The 20,517-nt window shown below is 62.8% G+C and carries 18 protein-coding genes; 5 read left to right on the top strand and 13 right to left on the bottom strand.

Features of this window, described 5'->3' with window-relative positions; genetic code table 11:
- Positions 1 to 22 precede the first annotated feature (22 nt).
- From ACS92L_RS02875 to ACS92L_RS02855, 5 genes are all read left to right on the top strand, one after another.
- Positions 23 to 943 (top strand): polyprenyl synthetase family protein, encoded by a 921-nt coding sequence (locus tag ACS92L_RS02875; protein WP_438766917.1) that lies wholly within the window; start codon positions 23 to 25, stop codon positions 941 to 943.
- A complete protein-coding gene (gene crtI / locus ACS92L_RS02870; RefSeq protein ID WP_438766915.1) occupies positions 940 to 2,409 on the top strand; it encodes a phytoene desaturase family protein in 1,470 nt (489 codons plus the stop codon). Before ACS92L_RS02875 ends, crtI begins: the two co-directional genes overlap by 4 nt.
- Positions 2,406 to 3,338, top strand: a complete 933-nt coding sequence (locus ACS92L_RS02865; protein ID WP_438766913.1) for a phytoene/squalene synthase family protein — start codon at positions 2,406 to 2,408, stop codon at positions 3,336 to 3,338. The genes crtI and ACS92L_RS02865 overlap by 4 nt, the downstream gene beginning before the upstream one ends.
- The gene (locus ACS92L_RS02860; RefSeq protein ID WP_438766910.1) at positions 3,335 to 4,474 is read left to right on the top strand and encodes a lycopene cyclase family protein; all 1,140 of its coding nucleotides are present in this window, start codon (positions 3,335 to 3,337) and stop codon (positions 4,472 to 4,474) included. Before ACS92L_RS02865 ends, ACS92L_RS02860 begins: the two co-directional genes overlap by 4 nt.
- Before the next feature lie 106 nt (positions 4,475 to 4,580).
- The gene (locus tag ACS92L_RS02855; protein ID WP_438766908.1) at positions 4,581 to 5,966 is read left to right on the top strand and encodes a glutamine synthetase family protein; all 1,386 of its coding nucleotides are present in this window, start codon (positions 4,581 to 4,583) and stop codon (positions 5,964 to 5,966) included.
- 37 nt (positions 5,967 to 6,003) lie between these two features.
- Here ACS92L_RS02855 and ACS92L_RS02850 read toward each other — a convergent pair whose 3' ends face one another.
- The 13 genes from ACS92L_RS02850 to hemA form a co-directional block, all read right to left on the bottom strand.
- A complete protein-coding gene (locus ACS92L_RS02850; RefSeq protein WP_438766906.1) occupies positions 6,004 to 6,846 on the bottom strand; it encodes an EamA family transporter in 843 nt (280 codons plus the stop codon).
- Positions 6,847 to 6,877: 31 nt separating this feature from the next.
- Positions 6,878 to 8,185, bottom strand: a complete 1,308-nt coding sequence (locus tag ACS92L_RS02845; RefSeq protein WP_438766904.1) for an NAD(P)/FAD-dependent oxidoreductase — start codon at positions 8,183 to 8,185, stop codon at positions 6,878 to 6,880.
- A gap of 41 nt (positions 8,186 to 8,226) precedes the next feature.
- Positions 8,227 to 9,303, bottom strand: coding sequence for an ABC transporter substrate-binding protein (locus ACS92L_RS02840; protein WP_438766902.1), 1,077 nt, complete (start codon positions 9,301 to 9,303; stop codon positions 8,227 to 8,229).
- A 61-nt stretch (positions 9,304 to 9,364) separates the two neighbouring features.
- On the bottom strand, positions 9,365 to 10,732 hold the full coding sequence (locus ACS92L_RS02835; RefSeq protein WP_438766899.1) for a glutamine synthetase family protein: 1,368 nt from the start codon (positions 10,730 to 10,732) through the stop codon (positions 9,365 to 9,367).
- A gap of 75 nt (positions 10,733 to 10,807) precedes the next feature.
- Positions 10,808 to 11,878, bottom strand: a complete 1,071-nt coding sequence (locus tag ACS92L_RS02830) for an ABC transporter substrate-binding protein (RefSeq protein ID WP_438766897.1) — start codon at positions 11,876 to 11,878, stop codon at positions 10,808 to 10,810.
- A 66-nt stretch (positions 11,879 to 11,944) separates the two neighbouring features.
- A complete protein-coding gene (locus ACS92L_RS02825; RefSeq protein WP_438766895.1) occupies positions 11,945 to 12,739 on the bottom strand; it encodes an ABC transporter permease in 795 nt (264 codons plus the stop codon).
- Positions 12,740 to 12,748: 9 nt separating this feature from the next.
- Positions 12,749 to 13,663, bottom strand: a complete 915-nt coding sequence (locus tag ACS92L_RS02820) for an ABC transporter permease (RefSeq protein WP_438766893.1) — start codon at positions 13,661 to 13,663, stop codon at positions 12,749 to 12,751.
- The gene (locus ACS92L_RS02815) at positions 13,660 to 14,835 is read right to left on the bottom strand and encodes an ABC transporter ATP-binding protein (RefSeq protein WP_438766891.1); all 1,176 of its coding nucleotides are present in this window, start codon (positions 14,833 to 14,835) and stop codon (positions 13,660 to 13,662) included. Before ACS92L_RS02815 ends, ACS92L_RS02820 begins: the two co-directional genes overlap by 4 nt.
- A 79-nt stretch (positions 14,836 to 14,914) precedes the next feature.
- Positions 14,915 to 16,186 carry an NAD(P)/FAD-dependent oxidoreductase gene (locus tag ACS92L_RS02810; RefSeq protein ID WP_438766888.1) on the bottom strand — a complete coding sequence of 424 codons (1,272 nt, stop codon included), beginning with the start codon at positions 16,184 to 16,186 and terminating at the stop codon, positions 14,915 to 14,917.
- Between the two features lie 249 nt (positions 16,187 to 16,435).
- Complete coding sequence (locus ACS92L_RS02805) at positions 16,436 to 17,185, bottom strand: HesA/MoeB/ThiF family protein (RefSeq protein WP_438766886.1); 750 nt, start codon at positions 17,183 to 17,185, stop codon at positions 16,436 to 16,438.
- Positions 17,186 to 17,204: 19 nt separating this feature from the next.
- Complete coding sequence (gene prmC / locus ACS92L_RS02800) at positions 17,205 to 18,071, bottom strand: peptide chain release factor N(5)-glutamine methyltransferase (RefSeq protein WP_438766884.1); 867 nt, start codon at positions 18,069 to 18,071, stop codon at positions 17,205 to 17,207.
- 24 nt (positions 18,072 to 18,095) lie between these two features.
- On the bottom strand, positions 18,096 to 19,187 hold the full coding sequence (prfA, locus tag ACS92L_RS02795) for a peptide chain release factor 1 (RefSeq protein ID WP_115853479.1): 1,092 nt from the start codon (positions 19,185 to 19,187) through the stop codon (positions 18,096 to 18,098).
- Positions 19,184 to 20,455, bottom strand: a complete 1,272-nt coding sequence (hemA, locus tag ACS92L_RS02790; protein ID WP_438766882.1) for a glutamyl-tRNA reductase — start codon at positions 20,453 to 20,455, stop codon at positions 19,184 to 19,186. The genes prfA and hemA overlap by 4 nt, the downstream gene beginning before the upstream one ends.
- Between the last annotated feature and the right edge of the window lie 62 nt (positions 20,456 to 20,517).

Here is a 20,517-nt window from a genome sequence, read left to right as displayed (position 1 = left end):
CGCGTCAGACAAGGAGAGATTCATGACCGGCCTGACGTCTCCGATCGTCGAACGCCAACCCGTACAGGGCGCCCCCAGCGCCGACCTCAACAGCGACATTCATGCCACTCTGACCCGGGCGCTGAAAGACGACGGGCAGCAGGGCATGATTTCTGATGCCATCAATCACCATCTTGGCGCTGCCGGCGGCTATCTGCGTGCGCGTCTGGGCTATCACACCGGCCGCGCGCTGGGCCTTGATCACGACTCCGCGCTGACCTGCGCCTGCATCAGCGAGCTTTTGCACAACGCCTCTCTGGTTCACGACGACGTGCTCGATCACGACAGCATGCGTCGCGGCCAGCAAAGCGTGTGGCGGGTCTGGAACGAAGGCGTGGCGATCTGCCTGGGCGATCTGTTCATTTCTGCAGCTTATGGTCTGATGGCAGATCTTGCGGCCCACGCCAGGCATCTGCCCGCGCTGTTGTCCTGCGTGCATCACCACGTGCAGACCACCATCTACGGTCAGGCCGAATGCTTTAGCCTGGCACTGGCTCCAGAGGCCGATTTCGAGCAGTGCAGCCAGGCCGCCTGCGGCAAGTCCGGCCCGCTCTTTGCGCTGGCGCTGGAAGCCCCCCTGCTGCTGACCGGCCATGACAACGCCGTCCACAATGCCCGACAGGCCGCGCTGTTGTTTGCCACGATCTACCAGCTCATCGACGATATCGAGGATTTTGACAGCGACATGACCGACCAACACCAGGGGGCCTGTAATATGCTTCATGCCCTGAGCCGCCGCGGTGATGCCGCCCCCATGGCCTCGGCGCTGGAGTACGGTCGCCGCCTTCTGGCCCGAACGCGCCATCTGGCAGACACCCTGCCAGAGGGCTGCGGTCAGGCCCTGATGGATGAATCGCATCAACTCGAGGAGAAACTGATGAGCGTGACGGGTGAGACCTCATGAGCCGCGCTCTGGTCATCGGCGGCGGCTTTGGCGGCATGGCCGCCGCCCTGCGAGCCCGCAAAAAGGGCTATGACGTGACGCTCATCGAGCGCTGCGAGCAGCTGGGCGGTCGCGCTCAGGTCTTTACCGACCAGGGGTTTCGCTTTGATGCCGGCCCCACCGTCATCACTGCCCCCTTTCTGTTCGAGGAGCTTTTCGAGCTGTTCGGCAAGCGACTGGAAGACTATGTCGAGATGGTCGCACTCGATATCTGGTATCAGTTCTACTTTCAGGACGGGCGCACCTTCGACTACGGCACCGACATGTCGGCCACGCTTGCCAGCATCCGCGGTTTCAACGAGCGCGATGTCCAGGGCTATCAAAATCTCCTGAAAACCTCGAAGGAGATATTTGAGATCGGCTTTGACCAGCTTGCCGACCGCCCCTTTCATCAGTTCTCGACCATGGCCGCGCAGATTCCGGCCCTGCTCAGACTGAAAAGCTATCGCTCGGTGTGGCAGATGGTCTGCGCCCACATCGAGGACGACAGCCTGCGTCAGGCCTTCTCGATCCCGCCGCTGCTGGTGGGGGGCAATCCTTTTCGCACCACCAGCATCTACGGCCTGATCCCCTGGCTTGAGCGCAAATGGGGTGTGCACTTCCCCATGGGCGGCACCGGCGCGCTGGTCGCCGCGCTGGAAAAGCTCATGCGCGATGTGGGCATCACCATCGAGACCGGCACCACGGTCAAACGTATCCTGAGCGAGCACGGCCGCGCCAACGGCGTGGAACTCGAAAGCGGCGAGAAGCTGCCGGCTGACGCTGTTATCAGCAACGCCGATGCCGCGCATCTCTATACCAACATGATCGATCAGGTCTCGACCAGCGCAAGGCTGAAACTCGCCGGCGCGCGCTACTCGATGGGTCTTTTCGTGCTCTATGTCGGCACCAACCGGCAGTTCCCCCAGGCCGAGCATCACACCATCTGGATGGGCCAGCGATACCGCGAGCTTTTGGAAGACATCTTCGAGCACCGTGTGCTGGCCAACGACTTCTCTCTCTATGCTCACCGCCCGACGGCCACCGATCCTTCCTTTGCCCCACCCGGCTGCGACTCGTTTTATATCCTCGCGCCGGTGCCCAACCTGCAGGGCGATGTGGACTGGTCGCGTGAAGGCGACAGGCTCGGTGATGCCATCATCGATGCGCTGGACCGCACCACTTTGCCGGGCTTTCGTGACTCGATCGTCACCCGCTTTCACATGACGCCAAAAGATTTCAGCGAGCGCTATCTGTCGATGCACGGCACCGGCTTCTCGATCGCGCCCATCTTTCGTCAGTCGGCCTGGTTTCGCTTTCACAACAAAAGCGAGGTGCTGGACAATCTGTACCTCACCGGCGCCGGCACCCATCCGGGCGCGGGCCTGCCGGGCGTACTCTCCAGCGCTCGCGTGGTCGATCACCTGCTGCCGGAGGCCGGTTCGTGACGGCACAGCCCGACACCGCCGAGGCCATTCTGGCGCGTCACGGCAAGTCGTTTCGCTTTGCCAGCTACTTCATGGAGCGCGATGACGCCCACGACGCCGCGCTGTTGTACATGGTCTGTCGCGAGCTGGATGACCTGGCCGATCAGGACATGCCCACCGAGGCGGAAAACGCGGATGCCCACCGCCGTTTAATGGCCATTCGCGGTGAGCTGCTGGCCGGCGCCGGCAGTGACCCGCTCACGCAGGTACTGATCGATCTGCAAACGCGCCGCGGCCTGGACACGCGCGCCGCTGTCGCGCTGATCGATGCCCTGATCGAGGACGTTCGCACCCCGGCTCTGATCCAGGATGAGCGTGATCTGATGCGCTACTGCTACGGCGTGGCCGGCGCCGTGGGCGTTTTGATGTGCCCGGTGGTGGGCGCCGATGACAGCGCTGTTCCACACGGCATCGATCTGGGCCTGGCCATGCAGATGACCAATATCGCCCGCGACGTGCGCGAGGATGCCGACATGGGCCGGCGCTATCTGCCGGCCGAGTGGATCGGTCATATGGGCCCGGAAGAGATTGCCCGCGCCGATGAAGGGCAGCGCGAGCAGGTAGCCCGCGCCATTGATCGCCTGCTGACCCGCGCCGAGGCCTACTACGCCAGCGCCGCCGACGGCTTTAATCGCATCCCCGGCAAGAACCGCCGCGCCATTGCGGTCGCCGCCGATGTCTATCGCGCCATCGGCTTTCGCCTGCGCCGTGAACGCCTTGCCTGGTGGCAGGGTCGCGTGCATGTGCCCCTGCCCGGCAAGATGTGGCTCGCCACCCGCCGCCTGAGCGGCCGGGGGGCTATCAAGGGCAGCGATCGCCAGCGCCATGACGCCGATCTTCATCATCACATCGCCGATCTACCCGGCGCCCACGGCTCTGATAACGCATGAGCACCGGCGAGGCGTTTGATCTCGTCATTCTCGGCGGCGGCTGCGCCGGCCTGAGCCTTGCGTATCGGCTGGCGCAGCACGAGCAACCACCGCGTACGCTGATCATCGATCCCCGCGGTGAGTACACCAACGACCGCACCTGGTGTGGCTGGCCGGTCACGGCGCACCCCTTTCAGGACGACGTTTGCGCCCGCTGGCACGCCCTGACGCTGCACACCGATCAGGCCAGCACCACCGTTGAAAGCCACCGCTACCCCTATGAGATGCTCGAAGCCGAGCGCTTTTATACCCGAACGCTTACGGCCATCAACGCCCATCCGGATATCACGAGACATCAGGGCCGTGTCATCGAGGTCGAGGATCGCGACGACGGCGTCAGCATCATCCTGGAAAGCGGCGAGACGGTTCAGGCGCGTTTCGGTGTGGATACCCGTCCGCACCCGAAGCCGCTCACCTCGCCCTGGCTGTGGCAGGATTTTGCCGGTATCAACGTCCGGGCCGACAACATGCCTCAAAGCGCCGAGCTGATGGATTTTCGCGTCGGCACCGACCCACGTGCCGGCATCGATTTTCTCTACGTGCTGCCCTACGCGCCGGATCAGGCGCTTTTTGAGTGGACCCGTTTCGGGTGCCCGCCGACCGACCCGGCCACGCTGGAACGCACGCTGGAAGCTCATCTGGAGGTGCGTTTTGGCGCGGGTTGCTGGCAGGCCCTGCGCCGCGAGACCGGCACGCTGCCCATGGCCCCGCCAACCCGCACGGCGGGCCGTTCAATGGTGGTGGCCGGTGCCTACGGCGGCAGTATGCGCGCCGCCACCGGCTACGCTTTCCACGCCATTCAGCGCTGGGCCGATGACTGTGCAGACGCCCTGACCAGGGGCCAGCCCCCGGTGAGCGCCCGGCCGGGACGCGTGCTGGCGCATCTGGACCGCATCTTCATGAGCACGCTGGCGCGCCACCCCGAGCGTGCCCCCGGGTTTTATCAGCTGCTGTTCGAGAAAGCCCCCACCGACCGCCTGATCCGCTTTTTAAGCGGTATCCCCAGTGCGCGCGATACACTATCGGTCATGAACACTCTGCCCTGGGCGCCACTGATCAAAAGCACGATACGTCATGTCCTGCCGCATAAAACGTGATTTCCGAGCAGGCTATCCTGACCATCTGCTGCGAGTGGCACTGCAATTTTCAATGCGCTTGCGTACTATCACCTGATATTCCCAGCCCTGCCCGAGCCGCTCGATCATGACCGACATCCCCGCCGTTGGCGCCCTTGAGGCGCGCCAGTTTCTGGAAGCCCATCCCGACATTACCCGGATCGATGTGTTGATCAGCGATCTCAACGGCGTGCTGCGCGGCAAGCGCATCCCGCGTGCAAGCCTGGAAGAGGCCTATACCAGCGGCGTCAATCTGCCCGCCTCCATCTTTGCTCTGGACATTACCGGCAATACGGTGGAAGAGACAGGACTGGGGCTGGACAGTGGCGATGGCGACCGCGCCTGCCTGCCGATTCCCGGCACGCTGGTGCCGGTGTCCTGGCATCAGCGCGCGCCCACCGCGCAGCTTTTGATGACGATGGTGGAGCCGGATGGCAGCGGCTGGCACGCCGACCCGCGGCAGGTGCTGGCGCGCGTTCTGGAAGGCTTTACCCGACAGGGGCTGACGCCGGTGGTGGCCATCGAGCAGGAGTTCTATCTGCTGGATACCGAACGCAGCGACCGCGGCCGGCCCCAGCCGCCACGCTCGCCGCTGACCGGTGAACGCGCGCGCTCCAGCCAGCTCTATTCGATCAGCGAGCTCGACGAGTACGCCGATTTCATCGATGCCATTCATGAGGCCTGCGCCCAGCAGGGACTGCCGCTGGATACCGCACTCAAGGAGTGCGCGCCGGGCCAGTTCGAGATCAACCTGCGCCATCGAAATGATGCCCTGCGCGCCTGTGATGACGCGGTCATGTTAAAGCGTGCCATCAAGGGCGTGGCACTGCAGCAGGGTTTTGAGGCGACCTTCATGGCCAAGCCGTGGGGCAATGAGGCCGGCAGCGGCACGCACGTGCATATCAGCCTGCTCGACGAGCATGGCCGCAATGTCTTTGCCGCCGAGGACAAAAACCCCATGGGCAGCGCGCTGCTGCATCAGGCGATTGCCGGCGTTCTGGATCTGATGCCCGCCTCAATGGCGATCTGTGCGCCTAACCTCAACGCCTTTCGCCGCTTCCAGCCCGGTCTTTACGTACCGATGACGCCCTCCTGGGGGCTCGATAACCGCTCGGTGGCGGTGCGTATTCCCTCCGGGCCGGCGGCCGCCACACGACTTGAACATCGTGTGGCAGGTGCCGACGTCAACGTCTATCTGCTGTGTGCCGTGCTTCTGGCCTCGATCTCGCACGGTCTTGACGAGCAGCTCACGCCGCCACCGGCAATCGAAGGCAATGCCTATACGCAGCTCGATGCCTCCCTGCCGGATTCCTGGGGCATGGCGCTGGAACTCTGGATGGAAAGCGATATTCTGGGAGAACGGCTCGGCCGGGCCTTTCAGCATATCTACTATGCCAACCGACAGGCCGAGCGCTCGCTGGCACAGCGAACCGTTAGCGCGCTGGAGTATGAATGGTATCTGCGCCTGGTCTAGAGGCGACTGGCAAGACCGGGGACGATGGCACCCGCGGCTACCCCAGGCGCAGCACGACCACGCCGATCAGGATGATCAACCCGGCCACCAGCCGCTGACGGCTCAACCGCTCGCCCAGAAACAGCGCCGAAATGGCCAGCGCAAACAGCACGCTGGATTCGCGCAGCGCCGCGACCATCGCAATCGGTGCCTGGCTCATCGCCCAGATGGTCGCGCCGTAGGCGGCCATCGACATCGCCCCGCCTGCCAGCCCAACCCGGTAATGCGAGACCATTGCCTTCAGGCTTTCACGCCCCTTGACCACCAGCAGGAGGCTCCCCATGGCAACCCCACTGATTAGGAAAAGCCACACGATATAGCTGATGGCATCGTGGTTGGCACGCACCCCCAGCCCATCAGTTAGCGTATAGGCAGCGATAAAAGCGGAAGTCGTAAGTGCGCTGACGAGCCCCGTGCGAGGCAAACGAGTCACGCCGGCGCCGCGCACCGCCATCCACCAGATGCCGCCGCTGAGCAGTGCCACGCCCGTATACCCCATCAGCGAGGGTTGATCCCCCAGCGCCATCAGCCCAACAAGTGCCACGATCAATGGCGCCGAGCCGCGCGCGATGGGATAGACCTGGCCGAAGTCACCGCTGGTATAGGCGCGGGCCAGAAACACGTTATAGCCCACGTGCAAAGCGCCGGACAATACAAGCCAGGGCCAGGCGGCAGCACTCGGCAGCCCAACCAACGGAATCATCATTAGCGCCAGCAGCCCGCCGCTCATGCGTAGCAGCATGACAGACAACAGACGATCCAGACCCACACGTACCAGCGCGTTCCAGCCGGCGTGCAGAGCGGCCGCACACAGAACGACGGCAAAGACGTCCGGACTCACGTGTTCTCACCAGGCTTAAAAGGGCCTGCCATCAAACGCCCAGCCGGTCGCGCAGGGCGTAATACCAGGCCCCCATGGCAGAAAACGGCACGGCAAAGCGCCGCCCACCCGGAAACGGCAGATGACGAATATCGGCAAAGGCGTCAAAGCGTGCGCTTTCGCCCTTGATGATCTCGCCGACCAGCCGGCCGGCCAGATGCGAGGATGTTACCCCGTGACCGGAGTAGCCCTGGGCGTAATAGACGTTGTGATTGAGCCGGCCGAACTGCGGCAGGCGGTTGAGGGTCATCAGGAAGTTGCCGCTCCAGGCGTAATCGATGCTCACCTTCTTGAGTTCCGGGAAGGTCTTCAAAAGCTTGGGCCGGATGGCGCCCTCGATGCTGGCCGGATCGCGCCCGCCGTAGGTCACGCCGCCACCGTAGATCAATCGGCGCTCGGCGGAGAGCCGGTAGTAGTCGAGCAAATAGTTGCTGTCCTCGACGGCGCGGTCGGTGGGCAAAAGCCGTTTGGCGGTGGCCTCATCCAGCACTTCGGTGGCGATCACCTGGGTGCCACACGGCATGGAGCGATCAGCAAGCTCGGGCACGATATCGCCCAGATAGGCATTGCCGGCGATCACGGCGCGCTCGGCCTCGATCACACCATGGGCGGTATGAATCCGCACCCGCTCGCCGTGTTCCAGCCGCGTCATGGGCGAGTGCTCAAAAATCACGCCGCCAAGGGATTCAAACGCCGCGGCCTGCCCCAGCACCAGATTCAGTGGATGAAGATGACCGCCGGAGTGGTCCAGCAGCGCCCCCTTGTATCGCGAACTCCCGATCTCGCGCTGATAGGCATCCCCCTCCAGCAGTTCCAGTTCCCTGTGGCCGTACTTTTCCCACAGCTTTTGGTGATGCCTGAGCGCGGCGAGCTGTTTGTCATTGCAGGCGGCAAAGAGATTGCCGTTTTTGAGATCGCACCGGATGGCGTAGCGCTCGATGCGCTCGCGGATAATGCGATTGCCCTCAAACGCCATATCGCCGAGCGCTTGAGCGGCGGCCTCACCAAAGCGCGCCTCGATCATGTCCATGTCGCGGCTGTAGCTGTTGACGATCTGACCGCCGTTGCGGCCACTGGCGCCAAAGCCCACGCGCTGCGCTTCAAGCACGGCGACGCGAAAGCCCTGCTCGGCCAGATGCAGGGCGCTGGAAATGCCGGTAAAGCCGGCCCCCACCACGCAGACATCCACACTGTGATGCCCGGCAAGCGCCGGCCGATCAGGCGCGGGGTTCATGGTGGCGGCATAGAGCGAGCGGGCGTGGCCGTCGCGGTGGGTCGATGCAACATCAGGCTGAGTCATGACAATGTACCGTACGAACGGCCTGAGCGGGCCGTCGGAAGTTAGCGACTGCGCATTTCATTGTTGAGCTGTGACAGCGTGCCAAGCTGCGCCGTATCGATCAGCGGCACAAACACCAGCCGCGAGCGCTCCTCGTCACTGAGACTAGAGGGGGGTTGTTTCAGGGCATCATCGAGCTGGTCGAGCGCGGCCTTATTGGGCGTGGCATAGAAGGTATAGTTGCTGATGCGCGCGGCCACGTCAGGTCGCAGGGTATAGGCAATAAACGCCTGTGCCAGCTCGGGGTGCGGTGCGCGCTTTGGAATCACCAGCGTATCGATGCCGCGCTGTGAGCCCTCCTCGGGCACGAAAAAGCGCAGATGGCCGTAAGTGTCCGGGTCCTCGGCCTGACGCCAGGCCAGATCACCGTTATAGGTCATGCCCATGGCGCTGACGCCGCGCACAATCTGATCAATAGTGGCGGTACTGTCGGTAAACCCGACGAAGTTCGAGCGGTTTTTGCTCTCCATCAGACGCCGGGCGCTGTCTACCCATTGATCCCTTTGCGTGCAGTCAAAGCCGTAGCCGAGCGAGGCGCAGGCGGCACCAAACAGTACCTGTGGGTCACCGCCCAAAAGCGTAAAGGGCGCTTCTGGATTGATGTCCGGGTCAAACAGCGCCGACCAGCTGCGTGGTACGTCATCGAGCACGCGAGTGTCATACACGATGCCGGTCACGCCCCATTGATAGGGCACGCTGTAGCGATTGCCCGGGTCGTAGGCGGGGTCCTGAAATTCGGGCAGCAGGTGTTCAAGTCCTGGCAGCCGTTCATGATCCAGCGGCCGGACAAGATCCGCCGCCACCAGCCGGGGCACAAAATAGTCGGTCGGCACGACCACATCATACTGGGCATCGCCGCCGCTGCGCAGTTTGGTAAACATCTCGGCGTTGGAGGTGAAAAAGTTCTGCACCACGCGAACGTCATGCTCGCGCTCGAAATCCTCCAGTACATCCGGCGGCATATATTCCGTCCAGTTGAAGAGATAGAGCGTATCCGCACGCTTCTCCCCGGCGCTGGCTGCCAGACTCACCCCGGCCAGCAATACGGCACCGGCCCGCAACCGCCATGATCGTGTCATCGCGCATTCCCCCCGTGATCCATTTGTTGTTGTGTCCTGCCGACGTTGTTCCGCCCGCTGCCTATACCCGCAGCAGCAGATGCTCGCGCTCCCAGGAGCTGATCACCCGGTAATAGGCCAGATGCTCGGCGCGCTTGACCGCCAGGTAGCTCTTGACGAAGCGCTCGCCGAGCACCTCCGCCAGCGCATCACAGCCATCCAGGGCGTCAAGGGCCGGCCCGACATCGTTGGGCAGGGCAATACCGCCGCTCCAAGCACCGCCGCTCAGGGGCGGGCGCGCATCAAGCTGCTGCGTCATGCCCAGATAGCCGCAGGCCAGCGAGGCGGCCATGACCAGATAGGGGTTGGCATCGGCGCCGGGCAGGCGATTTTCAACCCGTGTGGCCTCGGCATTGCCCACCGGCACCCGCAGCCCCACGGTGCGGTTGTCGTAGCCCCACTCCACGTTGGTCGGCGCCGAGCCGCCATATTCACCAGGCATCAGCCGGCGCCAGGAGTTGATATTGGGCGCAAAAAACGGCATGGCCGCAGGCATCCAGGTCTGCAGCCCGCCGATATAGTTCAAAAAAAGGTCGCTGGGCTGGCCGCTGTCCCCGGCGAACAGGTTGTCGCCGCTGTCACGATCCAGCAGGCTCTGATGCAGATGCATGGCGCTGCCCGGCTCGTTGGCCATGGGCTTGGCCATGAAGGTGGCATACATGCCGTGGCGCAGCGCCGTCTCGCGCAGCGTGCGCTTGAAGATCACCACCTGATCGGCCAGATAGAGCGGGTCGCCGTGCTGGAAGTTGACCTCCATCTGCCCGGCACCCTCTTCGTGAATGAGGGTATCGATGTCGAGCTTTTGCGCCTCGCAGTAGTCGTACATCTCCTCAAAGAGCGGATCAAACTCGTTGACGGCATCAATGGAAAACGACTGCCGGCCGCTCTCCTGGCGCCCGGAGCGACCGATCGGCGGCTCCAGCGGATAGTCCGGGTCGGTGTTGGTCTTGACCAGATAGAACTCGACTTCCGGTGCCATGACCGGCTTCCAGCCGCGGGCCTCATAAAGGGCCAGCACGCGCTTGAGGACATGACGCGGTGCGATTTCGACCGGCTCGCCGTTCATGTAATAGCAATCATGAATGATCTGGGCGGTCGGGTCTTCTGCCCAGGGCACCAGATAGGCAGCGGCCGGGTCGGCAATCAGTTGCATGTCGAGCTCGGCGGCATTCCAGAAGCGCAGGGCCTCGTCATCGGGATAGCCGCCGGTCACCGACTGGATAAAGATCGAATCCGGCAGACGCGGCCGGCCGCCGTTAAGGTACTTGCCGGCCGGCATGATCTTGCCCTTGAGAATCCCGGTCAGGTCGCTGACCAGACACTCCACCTCGGTGATGCGATGCTCTTCAAACCAGTCCGTCAGTACCACCGGACGATGCTTTAGCGTCATGTCGGCCTCCCCAGCCGAGCCTGATCAAACGCATAAAAAAGGCGATCCGCCCGATGGCGAACCGCTCGTTACGACCTAGCGTGACTGCACTTCATTCCACAGCTGCTGATAGCGCTGCAGGTCCTGCCCGGAAAGCGTCGGCGTGAACTTTAGCCGCGCCATGTCCGCCTCATCGGGCTGGGACGGTGGCTGCTGAAGGACCTCGTCCAGATGCTCGACCGCCGCCTCGTTGGGGGTGGAATAGAAGGTGTAGTTGGCCAGCTGCGCCCCGACCCGAGCCTCCAGAATGAAGTTGATGAACTCGTGCGCCAGCTCAGGATGCGGTGCCCGCGCCGGGATGGCCATGGAGTCCACCCACAGCTCGGAGCCCTCCTCCGGAACCACGAACTCGGTGTTGGCGTAGCCTTCCGGGTCATCATGTTTGTACTGCAGATAGTCGCCGTTGTAAGTCACGCCAAGGGCATTGACGCCGCGCGACACCTGGCCCAGCACCGGCGTGGAGTCGGTAAAGCCGGTAAAGTTGCGGCGATGCTTGGTCTTGAGCAGCAGTTTGGCAGCCTCGACCATGTCGCCCTGCGCGGTGCAGTTGTAGGGTTTGCCCAGAAACGCGCACGCCGCGCCAAACATGACCTGACCGTCCTTGAGCATCGAAAACGGCTGATCGCCGTTGGCCGACTCATCAAAAACCATCGACCAGCTCGGTGTCGCCTCGGGGAAGGTCTCGGTATTGACAATCAGTCCGGTCGAGCCCCAGAGATAGGCGGCCGTGTACTGATTGTCCGGGTCATAGGGCGGATCAACGAAGCGCGCCATGAGATTGTCCATGTTGGGCAGCTGCGACTTGTCCAGTGGCTGCAACAGCCCCGCCTCGATCATGCGCGGTATGAAATAGTTCGAGGGCACCACGATGTCGTACTGCGATACGCCGCCGGCCTGCAGCTTGGAAAACATCTCCCCCAGCGAGCCGTAGTAGTTCTGCACCACCTCCACATCGTATTTCTCTTCAAACGCCTCGATGATCTCCGGGTCCATGTAGTCGGTCCAGTTGAACACGTAGAGGCGATCGGCCGCGCTGGCATGGCCTGACAGCATGACGGCGGCAACGGCACCGGCCAGAAGCGCCGGGCGGGGTGAGAAAAGCGTCATTGGCAGTGTCCCTTCAATGATGGTGATTATTGGTTTTACGGTTTTTTATGAGTCCGCCACCGCACTTCAGGCGCGGCGACGGTTGAACAAAAGGCTCACGACGGCCACCAGCGCCACCGACGCGATCATCAGTGTGGCAATGGCGTTGATCTCCGGCGAGATACCGCGACGGATGGCGCCCCAGATATAGATCGGCAACGTCGCGCTTTCCGGTCCGGCCGTAAAGAAGCTGATGACGAAATCGTCCACCGACAGCGTAAACGACAGGAAAAAGGCCGACAAAAGCGCCGGTTTCAGCGTGGGCAAAATGAAATGCAGCATCCGCTGCCAGGGGCTGGCATAGAGATCCTTGGCGGCATCAAAAAGCGTGGCATCAAGGCCGACAAAGCGGGAATAGACGATCAGCGCCACAAACGGAATCTGGAAGGTGACGTGGGCGATGACCATGGTCGAAAGCCCAGGCGAGAGCAGGCCGGTCAGGCGGTTGATCTGGACGAAAAACGCCATGTCGGCGATGCCGAACACGATGTCTGGCATCACGATCGGCAGATAGATCAGGATGATCAAAAGCCCGAGCCGGCGGGCACGGTGTCGATACAGCCCGTAGCCGATCATCGCGCCCAGAATCACGGCGATAATGGAAGATATCACGGCCAGCAGCAGCGTATGGCCGATGGCGCTGATCACCACATCGTTGTTCAAAAGCCGCTCGTACCAGCGCAGCGAAAAGCCGCCCCAGCGCGCCGAGGTGTTGATGGCATTAAACGAAAACACCATCACCACCAGAAGCGGCGCGTAGAGAAAGATCAGCGTCAGCCACCAGAAAACGGCGAGCCCTTTCTTGAATCCCCGGTTTTGCATGCCGCTCTCCTAGATCACCATCTCGGTACCACCGCCCAGGCGGCGACCCATTCGACGCAGTATGACAAGCCCCATCAGGGTGGCCAGCAGCATCAAAAGCGCTCCGGCAGCCCCCAGCGGCCAGTTGGCCGCCTCCCCGAACTGACTCGCGACCAGATTACCCAGCATCTGCGAGCGCCCGCCGCCCAGAAGCTCGGGAATCACGTACATGCCAAAGGCCGGAATGGCGACCAGCACGGAGCCTGCCAAAAGCCCCGGCAGCGTCTGGGGTAGTACGGCGACAAAAAAAGCGCGCAACGGCGAGGCGTAGAGATCGCGCGCCGCCTCGATCTGGGCGTGATCGAGCTTTTCAAACGCCGCATACAGCGGCAGCACCATAAAGGGCAGAAAGTTGTAGACAAGCCCGAGGGTGACGGCAAAATCGGACGGGAAAAGCCCCATATTGGGCGCGATCAGCCCCATTTTCTCGGCAAGACTCGACAGCGGCGTGCCCGGTGAAAGCAGATTCATCCAGCCAAAGGCGCGGATGACCTGGTTGGTCCATGACGGCACCACCACCGCCAGCAGCATGATGGCGCGCAGCCGTGGCCGGCACATGGAGATATACCAGGCGATTGGATAGGCCACCATCACCACCAGTGCCAGCGAGATAACGGACTGAAACACCGAGCGCCACAGCGTATAGAGATTGCCCGGGCTCCAGCCCAGAAAGCCAAAGCCTGCCAGATTGCGAAAGGCATCCAGCGTCAGCGGCATCTGCGGCTGACCGAAGCCGCCGTTGGTCATGAACGCCACCGACATCAGATAGGCGCTGGGCAGGACCAGAAAGATGAAAATCCACAGCGCCCCGGGCAGCACGCTGACCAGAAGATGCCGGGTTTCCCGACGCCGGCGCCGGCGCCAGACCACATCCGCCTGACTCATGCGCCCTCCCCGTCATCGCTGAGCATGATGACGTCTTCGGGATAGATCTCGACTTTCACCTCATCCCCGACCCGAAACAGACGCTCCCCGGTATTGGAGATTTCGGCAATCAGCTCGCTGTGCTGCTCGCCGCTTTGGTGAGACAGCCGGTATTCGACGTTGCTGCCGCGGTAAAAGCGCTCCACGACCCGACACATGAGCGTATTGAGCTGCTTGCCCGGCTCCACGCTCGGCGCGCCGGGCGAGGTCAGCTCCAGGGTCTCGGGGCGAATCAACGCCACTTTCCCCTCATTGTGATCCTCGGTTTCCAGCGCCCCGATCGGCGTTTGTACCGTCATGCCCTCTCTGGCCGAGATCGAAAAGAGATTGTCATGCCCCATGAAACGGGCCACGAACAGATTGGCCGGGCGCTCATAGACTTCCTGCGGGGTGCCGATCTGCTGAATGATCCCATCGCTTAACACCGCGATGCGATCGCTCATCACCATCGCCTCTTCCTGATCGTGGGTGACAAACACAAACGTCATGCCCAGACGCTTCTGGGTGCGCAAAAGCTCCACCTGCAGCTGGCTGCGAAGCCCGGCATCGAGTGCCGACAGGGGCTCATCGAGCAGCAGCACGTCGGGTTCACAGATCAGCGCGCGCGCCAGCGCAATGCGCTGTCGCTGGCCGCCGGAGAGCTGATCGACGCGGCGATCCACCAGCGAGCCGAGCTTGATGAACTCGGCAATCTCGACCACCTTTTGCTCGCGCTCGCTGCGCGCCATGCCGCGCATTTTCAGACCAAAGGCGATGTTGTCGCGCACCGACAGATGCGGAAACAGCGCATATGACTGAAAAACCGTATTCACGCTACGCTTGTGAGGGGGCGTGTCGGTGACATCCACCCCACCAATGGACAGCGTCCCGGCGCTGGGCTCGTCCAGCCCCGCCAGCATGCGCAACAGCGTGGTCTTTCCGCAGCCGGAAGGCCCCAGCAGGGTAAAGAACTCGCCGGCGCGGATATCCAGATCCACGCTTTCAAGCGCCACCACGCCCCCCGGATACTCCTTGCGAATGCCTTTCAGGTTGATGGAAGACGCCTCACGCGCCGCCCCGGCATTGGCGCCCTGAGTGCTATCGCGATGCTGAAATGGCCCGTCGGGTGCGGCGGTCGGTGAGCGTTCTGCCATCGAACAGGATCCCCTTGCGTATGAATGCACCGCTTGTGCAGTGTCGGTATAGGTCGGTTGCAGGACAGCGCTCCAGAGCTCAGAGGCGATCCCTTAATCGGTAAAAGGCGGTCGCCAGCACCAGAAGCGGCGTTCGAAGCCGGCGACCGCCCGGAAAATCAAGATGTTTCATGGCGGCCAGCAGATCAAAACGCTCGCTCTGCCCGGCCACGGCCTGCGCCATCAGCTGTCCGGCAAGCCCTGCCAGCGCCATGCCATGGCCCGAATAGCCCTGCACAAAATGAATGTTGTCATCCAGCCGGCCAAAGTGCGGCGCCCGGCTGCGGGTGATCGCTACCCGGCCGCCCCAGCGATAATCGATCGCTACATCTTCAAGCACTGGAAAGAGCTCGCGCATTTTGCGCTGCATGATCGTGACAAGCCCGCGCGGCTCACGGCCACTGTAGCTGACCTGACCGCCATAGAGTAAACGCCGCCCTGCGGTGAGGCGATAGTAGTCCAGCACAAAATTGGCATCCGAGACCGCGTCACGCTGTGGCAGGGTCTGTGCCACCTGGTGCTCGGAGAGCGCTTCGGTGGCGATGATGTAGTTGACCACCGGCATGATCTTGCGCTCGATCTCCGGCACCAGCCCGCCCAGATAGGCATTGCCGGCGACCAGCAGATGGTCACAGTCAATTCGCCCGTGTGCCGTGGTCAGCTGCACGGTCTTGCCACGCGTGATATCGCTCACACGGCTGTGCTCGAAAATCACGGCCCCGGCACGCTGGGCGGCGCGTGCCAGCCCCAGCGTATAGTTGAGCGGATGCAGATGGCCTGCCTCGCGCTCATACAGACCGCCGAGGTAGGCATCGGTGACCACATGGCGCTGCAGGGCCTCGCCTTCCAGCCATTCAAGACCCTCATAGCCATAGCGCGTCGCCATCTCGTCCCGCCAGGCCTTCATGGCACGCTCGTGACGCGGCTTGATCGCGGCGTGAAGATACCCGCGGGAATACTCGCAGTCGATGCCGTGACGCTCGATCAGCGACTCGGTCAGCCGCACCGCCTCACGGCTCATCTCCCAGACCTCGCGCGCGGCTTGTTGTCCCAGCGCTCTGGCGATCACCGAAAGCTCGGTCCCCAGCCCCGGCAGAATCTGCCCGCCGCTGCGCCCCGAGGCGCCCGCGCCAATTTCTCCCGCCTCCAAAAGCGCCACGCGATAGCCCCGCTCCGCCAGATGCAGCGCCGCACTGCACCCGGTCACCCCGCCGCCGATGATGGCGACATCAAAACGCTGCGCGCCCGCCAGGGAAGCCGTATGGACCAGCGCCAGATTGCGGGAGTGGGCATACCAGGAGTGCTCGCTCATCGGGACAGCTCATCAAGGCGTATGAAAAAAGCATTATGGTGGGAATGCGTACCGAGAGGCCATGGTGGGCCGACAGGGTTTACAGCCTTTTTTTGGCCGACCCGATTCGGCCGTGGCAGAACCGGTAAACAATTCAGCGGCTCATGACTCGATGATCGCACTTTTCCATCGAATACAGCGCCAACGTAAAAAACCGCGTCGGAAGACGCGGCATCATGACCTGCGGTAGCGACTGTCCTGCCAGAACCGTCAGTCCCTGTCCTGACACACCGGGCAGTGCGGATCACGCCCCAGCCCGAAGTGTCGCCACTGCCCGCTCAGGCCATCAAAGGTGGCAAGCCCTTTTTGCGCCGTACCGCAGCCGCCCAGAAGCTTCAGGGCCTCGAGCGCCTGATAGCTGCCGATCATGCCGACCAGCGGAGCGATGACGCCGCTCTCGGCACAGGTCAGCTGATCTTCAGCGGCGCTGTCGCCATAGAGGCAGGCGTAACAGGGGGCGGCCGGGTCGCGAAGGTCAAAGACGGCCAGCTGCCCCGAGAAGCGAATGGCCGCGCCGGAGACCAGTGGCGTGCCGGCGGCCACGCAGGCGCGATTAATGGCGTCCCGGCTTTCAAAACGATCCGTGCAGTCGAGCACGACATCGGCACGGGCCACGGCATGCTGCAACCCTTCGCCCTGGAGACGTTCGGTGATGACCTGCGTCCGGCAGTGGCTGTTGATCGCGGCAATACTCTCGGCCGCCGACTGCGCCTTGAAGTGATCGATATCCACCTCGCCATGGGCGATCTGGCGCTGCAGGTTGGAAAGATCAACCCGGTCATCATCGGCCAGCGTGAGCATGCCCACACCGGCGGCCGCCAGATAGAGTGCCGCCGGCGAGCCCAGTCCGCCCAGCCCGATGATCAGTACATGACCTGCCATGAGGCGTGTCTGGCCCTCGTAATCAAGCTCGTTGAGCATGATCTGGCGGCTGTAGCGCAGAAGCTGCTCGTCGTTCATGGTCACTCTCATACTGCGATCAGGGATTCAGGGCGGCAGAAAACCACTGCCCCAGACTGACCCGCTCGCGCCCGCCCAGATCGGGACAGGTGCCAACGGCCGTATAGCCCGCACTTTCCAGCGCCGCCCGCACCGCCTCACCCTGTTGATGGCCGTGCTCCAGCATCAGCCAGCCACCGACGGTCAGAAAATCACGGGCAGTCTCGATCAGGTGCAGCAGATCAGCCATGCCGTCCTGCCCTGCCACCAGCGCCGAGCGCGGTTCAAAGCGCACATCGCCCTGGCCCAGATGCTCATCAGACGCGTCGATGTAGGGCGGGTTACTGACGATCAGCTCAAAGCGCATGGAGGGCGCCAGCGCCGAGAAGAAATCGCCCTGCTCAAAGCGGACATTGGTGATGCCCAGCGTCTCGGCATTGCGCTGCGCCAGGGTGACGGCTTCTGCAACAATATCGATACCGGTCACCTGCCAGTCGGGGCGTTCAGACGCCAGCGCCAGGGCAATGGCGCCGCTGCCGGTGCCCAGATCCAGTGCACGCACATCGCTCGCCGGCATATGCGTCAACGCCTGTTCGACCAGCGTTTCGGTATCGGGACGCGGGATCAGGGTATGAGGCGACACGGCGAGACGCAGGCCAAAAAACTCGCGATAGCCCAAAAGCCAGGCCACCGGTTCGCCCTGCTCGCGCCGCTCAACCAGGGCATTGAAACGCTTGGCTTCGGCTGGTTCAACCTCGCGATCCCCCCAGGTATAAAGCCAGGTCCGCGAACGCCCCAGCACATGGGCCAGCAGCAGCTGGGCATCAAGATGGGGCATGGCTGTCTCGTCAGTGGCGTGACGGGCAAGACGGGCCACGGCATCGGACAGGGCCTGATCAATGCGCATGAAAGCTCTTGTCAGTCATTTCTGTCAGCCGTTTTCGCCGGTCATGGCCGCCAGCTGGTCGGCCTGATATTCATGCACCAGCGGATCGATAATGTCATCAAGCGCACCGGTCATGACTTCCCCAAGCTTGTAGAGCGTCAGATTGATACGGTGATCGGTAACACGGCCCTGCGGGAAGTTATAGGTGCGGATGCGCTCGCTGCGATCGCCCGAACCCACCAGCGAACGGCGCGTATCGGACTGCTGCTGTTGTCTGGCGCTTTCGGCACTCTGTTTGAGGCGGGCCGCCAGTAGCGACATGGCGCGGGCACGGTTTTTGTGCTGGCTGCGCTCGTCCTGGCATTCCACCACGGTACCGGTCGGCAGGTGCGTAATGCGGATCGCGGAATCGGTGGTGTTGACGTGCTGGCCGCCGGCGCCGCTGGCACGGAAGGTGTCTACACGCAGATCACCCGGGTTGAGCTCGACCTCAGCGACGTCATCGGCCTCGGCCATGACGGCCACCGTGCAGGCCGAGGTATGGATGCGCCCCTGGGATTCGGTCGCCGGCACCCGCTGCACCCGATGCGCGCCGGATTCAAACTTGAGCCGGGCGTAGATGTCACCGCCGGCCACACGGGCGATGATCTCCTTGAACCCGCCCTGTTCGCCGTGGCTGGCGCTGACGGTTTCCATCTTCCAGCCGCGGCTTTCGGCGTAGCGCGAATACATGCGAAAAAGATCGCCGGCAAAGAGCGCGGCTTCATCGCCGCCGGTGCCGGCGCGCACCTCGAGATAGACGCTGCGCTGATCGTCCGGGTCCTTCGGGATCAAAAGCTGCAGCAGCTGTGGCTCCAGCGCTTCGAGCTTCTCGTCGATGTCGGCAATCTCGTCATGCGCCATGGCGCGCATGTCCGGATCGCTGTCTTCAAGCATCTGACCGGCGCTGTCACGATCGGCCTCGAGGCTGCGATGGCGTGCCCAGTGTCCGACCAGTTCTTCCAGATCGGCATACTCGCGCGAGTAGTTGCGAAACCGGGTCTGATCACCGATGACGCCCGGGTCGGAAAGGAGTCTCGAGAGTTCTTCAAAACGTTCGGCAAAGCCGTCAAGCCGGTCTCTGAGCGAGGCCTTCATGGCGATTCCTGGTGCAGCGCGCTGTCGTCGATCAAGAGTTCCTCCGCAGCCTGGATCAGATCCACCCGCTCGGCACCGGAGGCCGCGCGAATGCGTGAAGTCGTACCGTGCAGCAGCCGGTTGGTGAGCTGCTGCGTCAATTTCTGGATGACCCACTCGGGGTCCTGACCGCGTGACAGCGCCGCCAGCGCCTCACTTTCAGCCTCGGCACGCAGGCGCTCGGCCTGATGGCGATGGCGCCGGATCAGGTCGCCGGCGCTGCGCACCCGCCGTTCGTGCTGCCAGACCGAGACATTGGCCAGAATCATCTCTTCGGCCTGGTCGGCGGCGGCCTGGCGCGAGCGGCGGTTTTCACTGATGACCTCGTTGAGATCATCAATGCTGTACAAAAAGATGTCGTCAAGCTCGCCCACCTGCGGCTCGATGTCCCGCGGGATGGCAATGTCCACCATGAAAATGGGGCGGTGCTTGCGCGTTTTCAGCGCCGACTCGACAATCCCCTTGCCCAGAAGCGGCGTGGGACTGCCGGTCGAGGAGATCACGATGTCGGCACAGACCAGCGCGTTTTCAAGCTCGTCCAGCCCGATCGCCACCCCGTTGACCTCATCGGCCAGCGTCTGGGCGCGCTCGCGCGTGCGATTGGCCACGATAATGCCCTGAATGCCGGCATCGCGAAGGTGGCGTGCCACCAGCTCGATGGTTTCGCCGGCACCGATCAAAAGCGCGCGGGACTGGCGAATGTCATCGAAGATGCGCCCGGCCAGATTGACGGCGGCATAGGCCACCGACACCGGGTTTTCACCGATACCGGTTTCGGTGCGCACCTGCTTGGCCACGGCAAAGGTATGCTGGAAAAGACGCTCGAGATCACTGCCCAGAGTGTTATGGGTTCTGGCCACCTGATAGGCACCCTTGATCTGCCCCAGAATCTGGGGTTCTCCGAGCACCATGGAGTCTAGGCCACAGGCCACGCGCATCAAATGACGCACGGCTTCGCCGTCACGGTGCCATCGGGCGCAGCGTTGCAGCGACTCGACGGGCAGACGATGAAAATGACCGAGCCATTCAAGCACCAGACGCTCGTCTCCCCCTTCGAGCCGACAATAGATCTCGGTTCGATTACAGGTCGACAGAATGGCGGCTTCCTGAACTTCGACAAGCGATGTCAGGTCTTCAAGCGCCAGCGCCATCTGACTGGAGGAGAAAGCGACCTGCTCGCGTACTTCAAGGGTCGCACTCTTGTGATTGATGCCTAGGGAAAGAAGCATCGTGATACCGTATTAGCTATAACGTTCGTGTAGAACGCTGAGACGTGACTGGATAATGTGTC

Source organism: Kushneria halocnemicola, assembly GCF_965650455.1.
In the GTDB taxonomy this organism is placed as follows: Bacteria; Pseudomonadota; Gammaproteobacteria; order Pseudomonadales; family Halomonadaceae; genus Kushneria.
This window is presented reverse-complemented; position numbering and strand designations above follow the sequence as displayed.

Bases quoted from the DNA above. Each gene is read 5' to 3' on its own strand.
- ACS92L_RS02845 (WP_438766904.1), bottom strand. From the start codon at position 8,185: ATGACTCAGCCTGATGTTGCATCGACCCACCGCGACGGCCACGCCCGC.
- prmC (WP_438766884.1), bottom strand. From the start codon at position 18,071: ATGCGCATTGATCAGGCCCTGTCCGATGCCGTGGCCCGTCTTGCCCGT.
- ACS92L_RS02835 (WP_438766899.1), bottom strand. From the start codon at position 10,732: ATGACGCTAAAGCATCGTCCGGTGGTACTGACGGACTGGTTTGAAGAG.
- ACS92L_RS02820 (WP_438766893.1), bottom strand. From the start codon at position 13,663: ATGAGTCAGGCGGATGTGGTCTGGCGCCGGCGCCGGCGTCGGGAAACC.
- hemA (WP_438766882.1), bottom strand. From the start codon at position 20,455: ATGCTTCTTTCCCTAGGCATCAATCACAAGAGTGCGACCCTTGAAGTA.
- ACS92L_RS02855 (WP_438766908.1), top strand. From the start codon at position 4,581: ATGACCGACATCCCCGCCGTTGGCGCCCTTGAGGCGCGCCAGTTTCTG.
- prfA (WP_115853479.1), bottom strand. From the start codon at position 19,187: ATGAAGGCCTCGCTCAGAGACCGGCTTGACGGCTTTGCCGAACGTTTT.
- ACS92L_RS02860 (WP_438766910.1), top strand. From the start codon at position 3,335: ATGAGCACCGGCGAGGCGTTTGATCTCGTCATTCTCGGCGGCGGCTGC.
- ACS92L_RS02840 (WP_438766902.1), bottom strand. From the start codon at position 9,303: ATGACACGATCATGGCGGTTGCGGGCCGGTGCCGTATTGCTGGCCGGG.
- ACS92L_RS02805 (WP_438766886.1), bottom strand. From the start codon at position 17,185: ATGAACGACGAGCAGCTTCTGCGCTACAGCCGCCAGATCATGCTCAAC.
- ACS92L_RS02825 (WP_438766895.1), bottom strand. From the start codon at position 12,739: ATGCAAAACCGGGGATTCAAGAAAGGGCTCGCCGTTTTCTGGTGGCTG.
- ACS92L_RS02830 (WP_438766897.1), bottom strand. From the start codon at position 11,878: ATGACGCTTTTCTCACCCCGCCCGGCGCTTCTGGCCGGTGCCGTTGCC.
- crtI (WP_438766915.1), top strand. From the start codon at position 940: ATGAGCCGCGCTCTGGTCATCGGCGGCGGCTTTGGCGGCATGGCCGCC.
- ACS92L_RS02875 (WP_438766917.1), top strand. From the start codon at position 23: ATGACCGGCCTGACGTCTCCGATCGTCGAACGCCAACCCGTACAGGGC.
- ACS92L_RS02815 (WP_438766891.1), bottom strand. From the start codon at position 14,835: ATGGCAGAACGCTCACCGACCGCCGCACCCGACGGGCCATTTCAGCAT.
- ACS92L_RS02810 (WP_438766888.1), bottom strand. From the start codon at position 16,186: ATGAGCGAGCACTCCTGGTATGCCCACTCCCGCAATCTGGCGCTGGTC.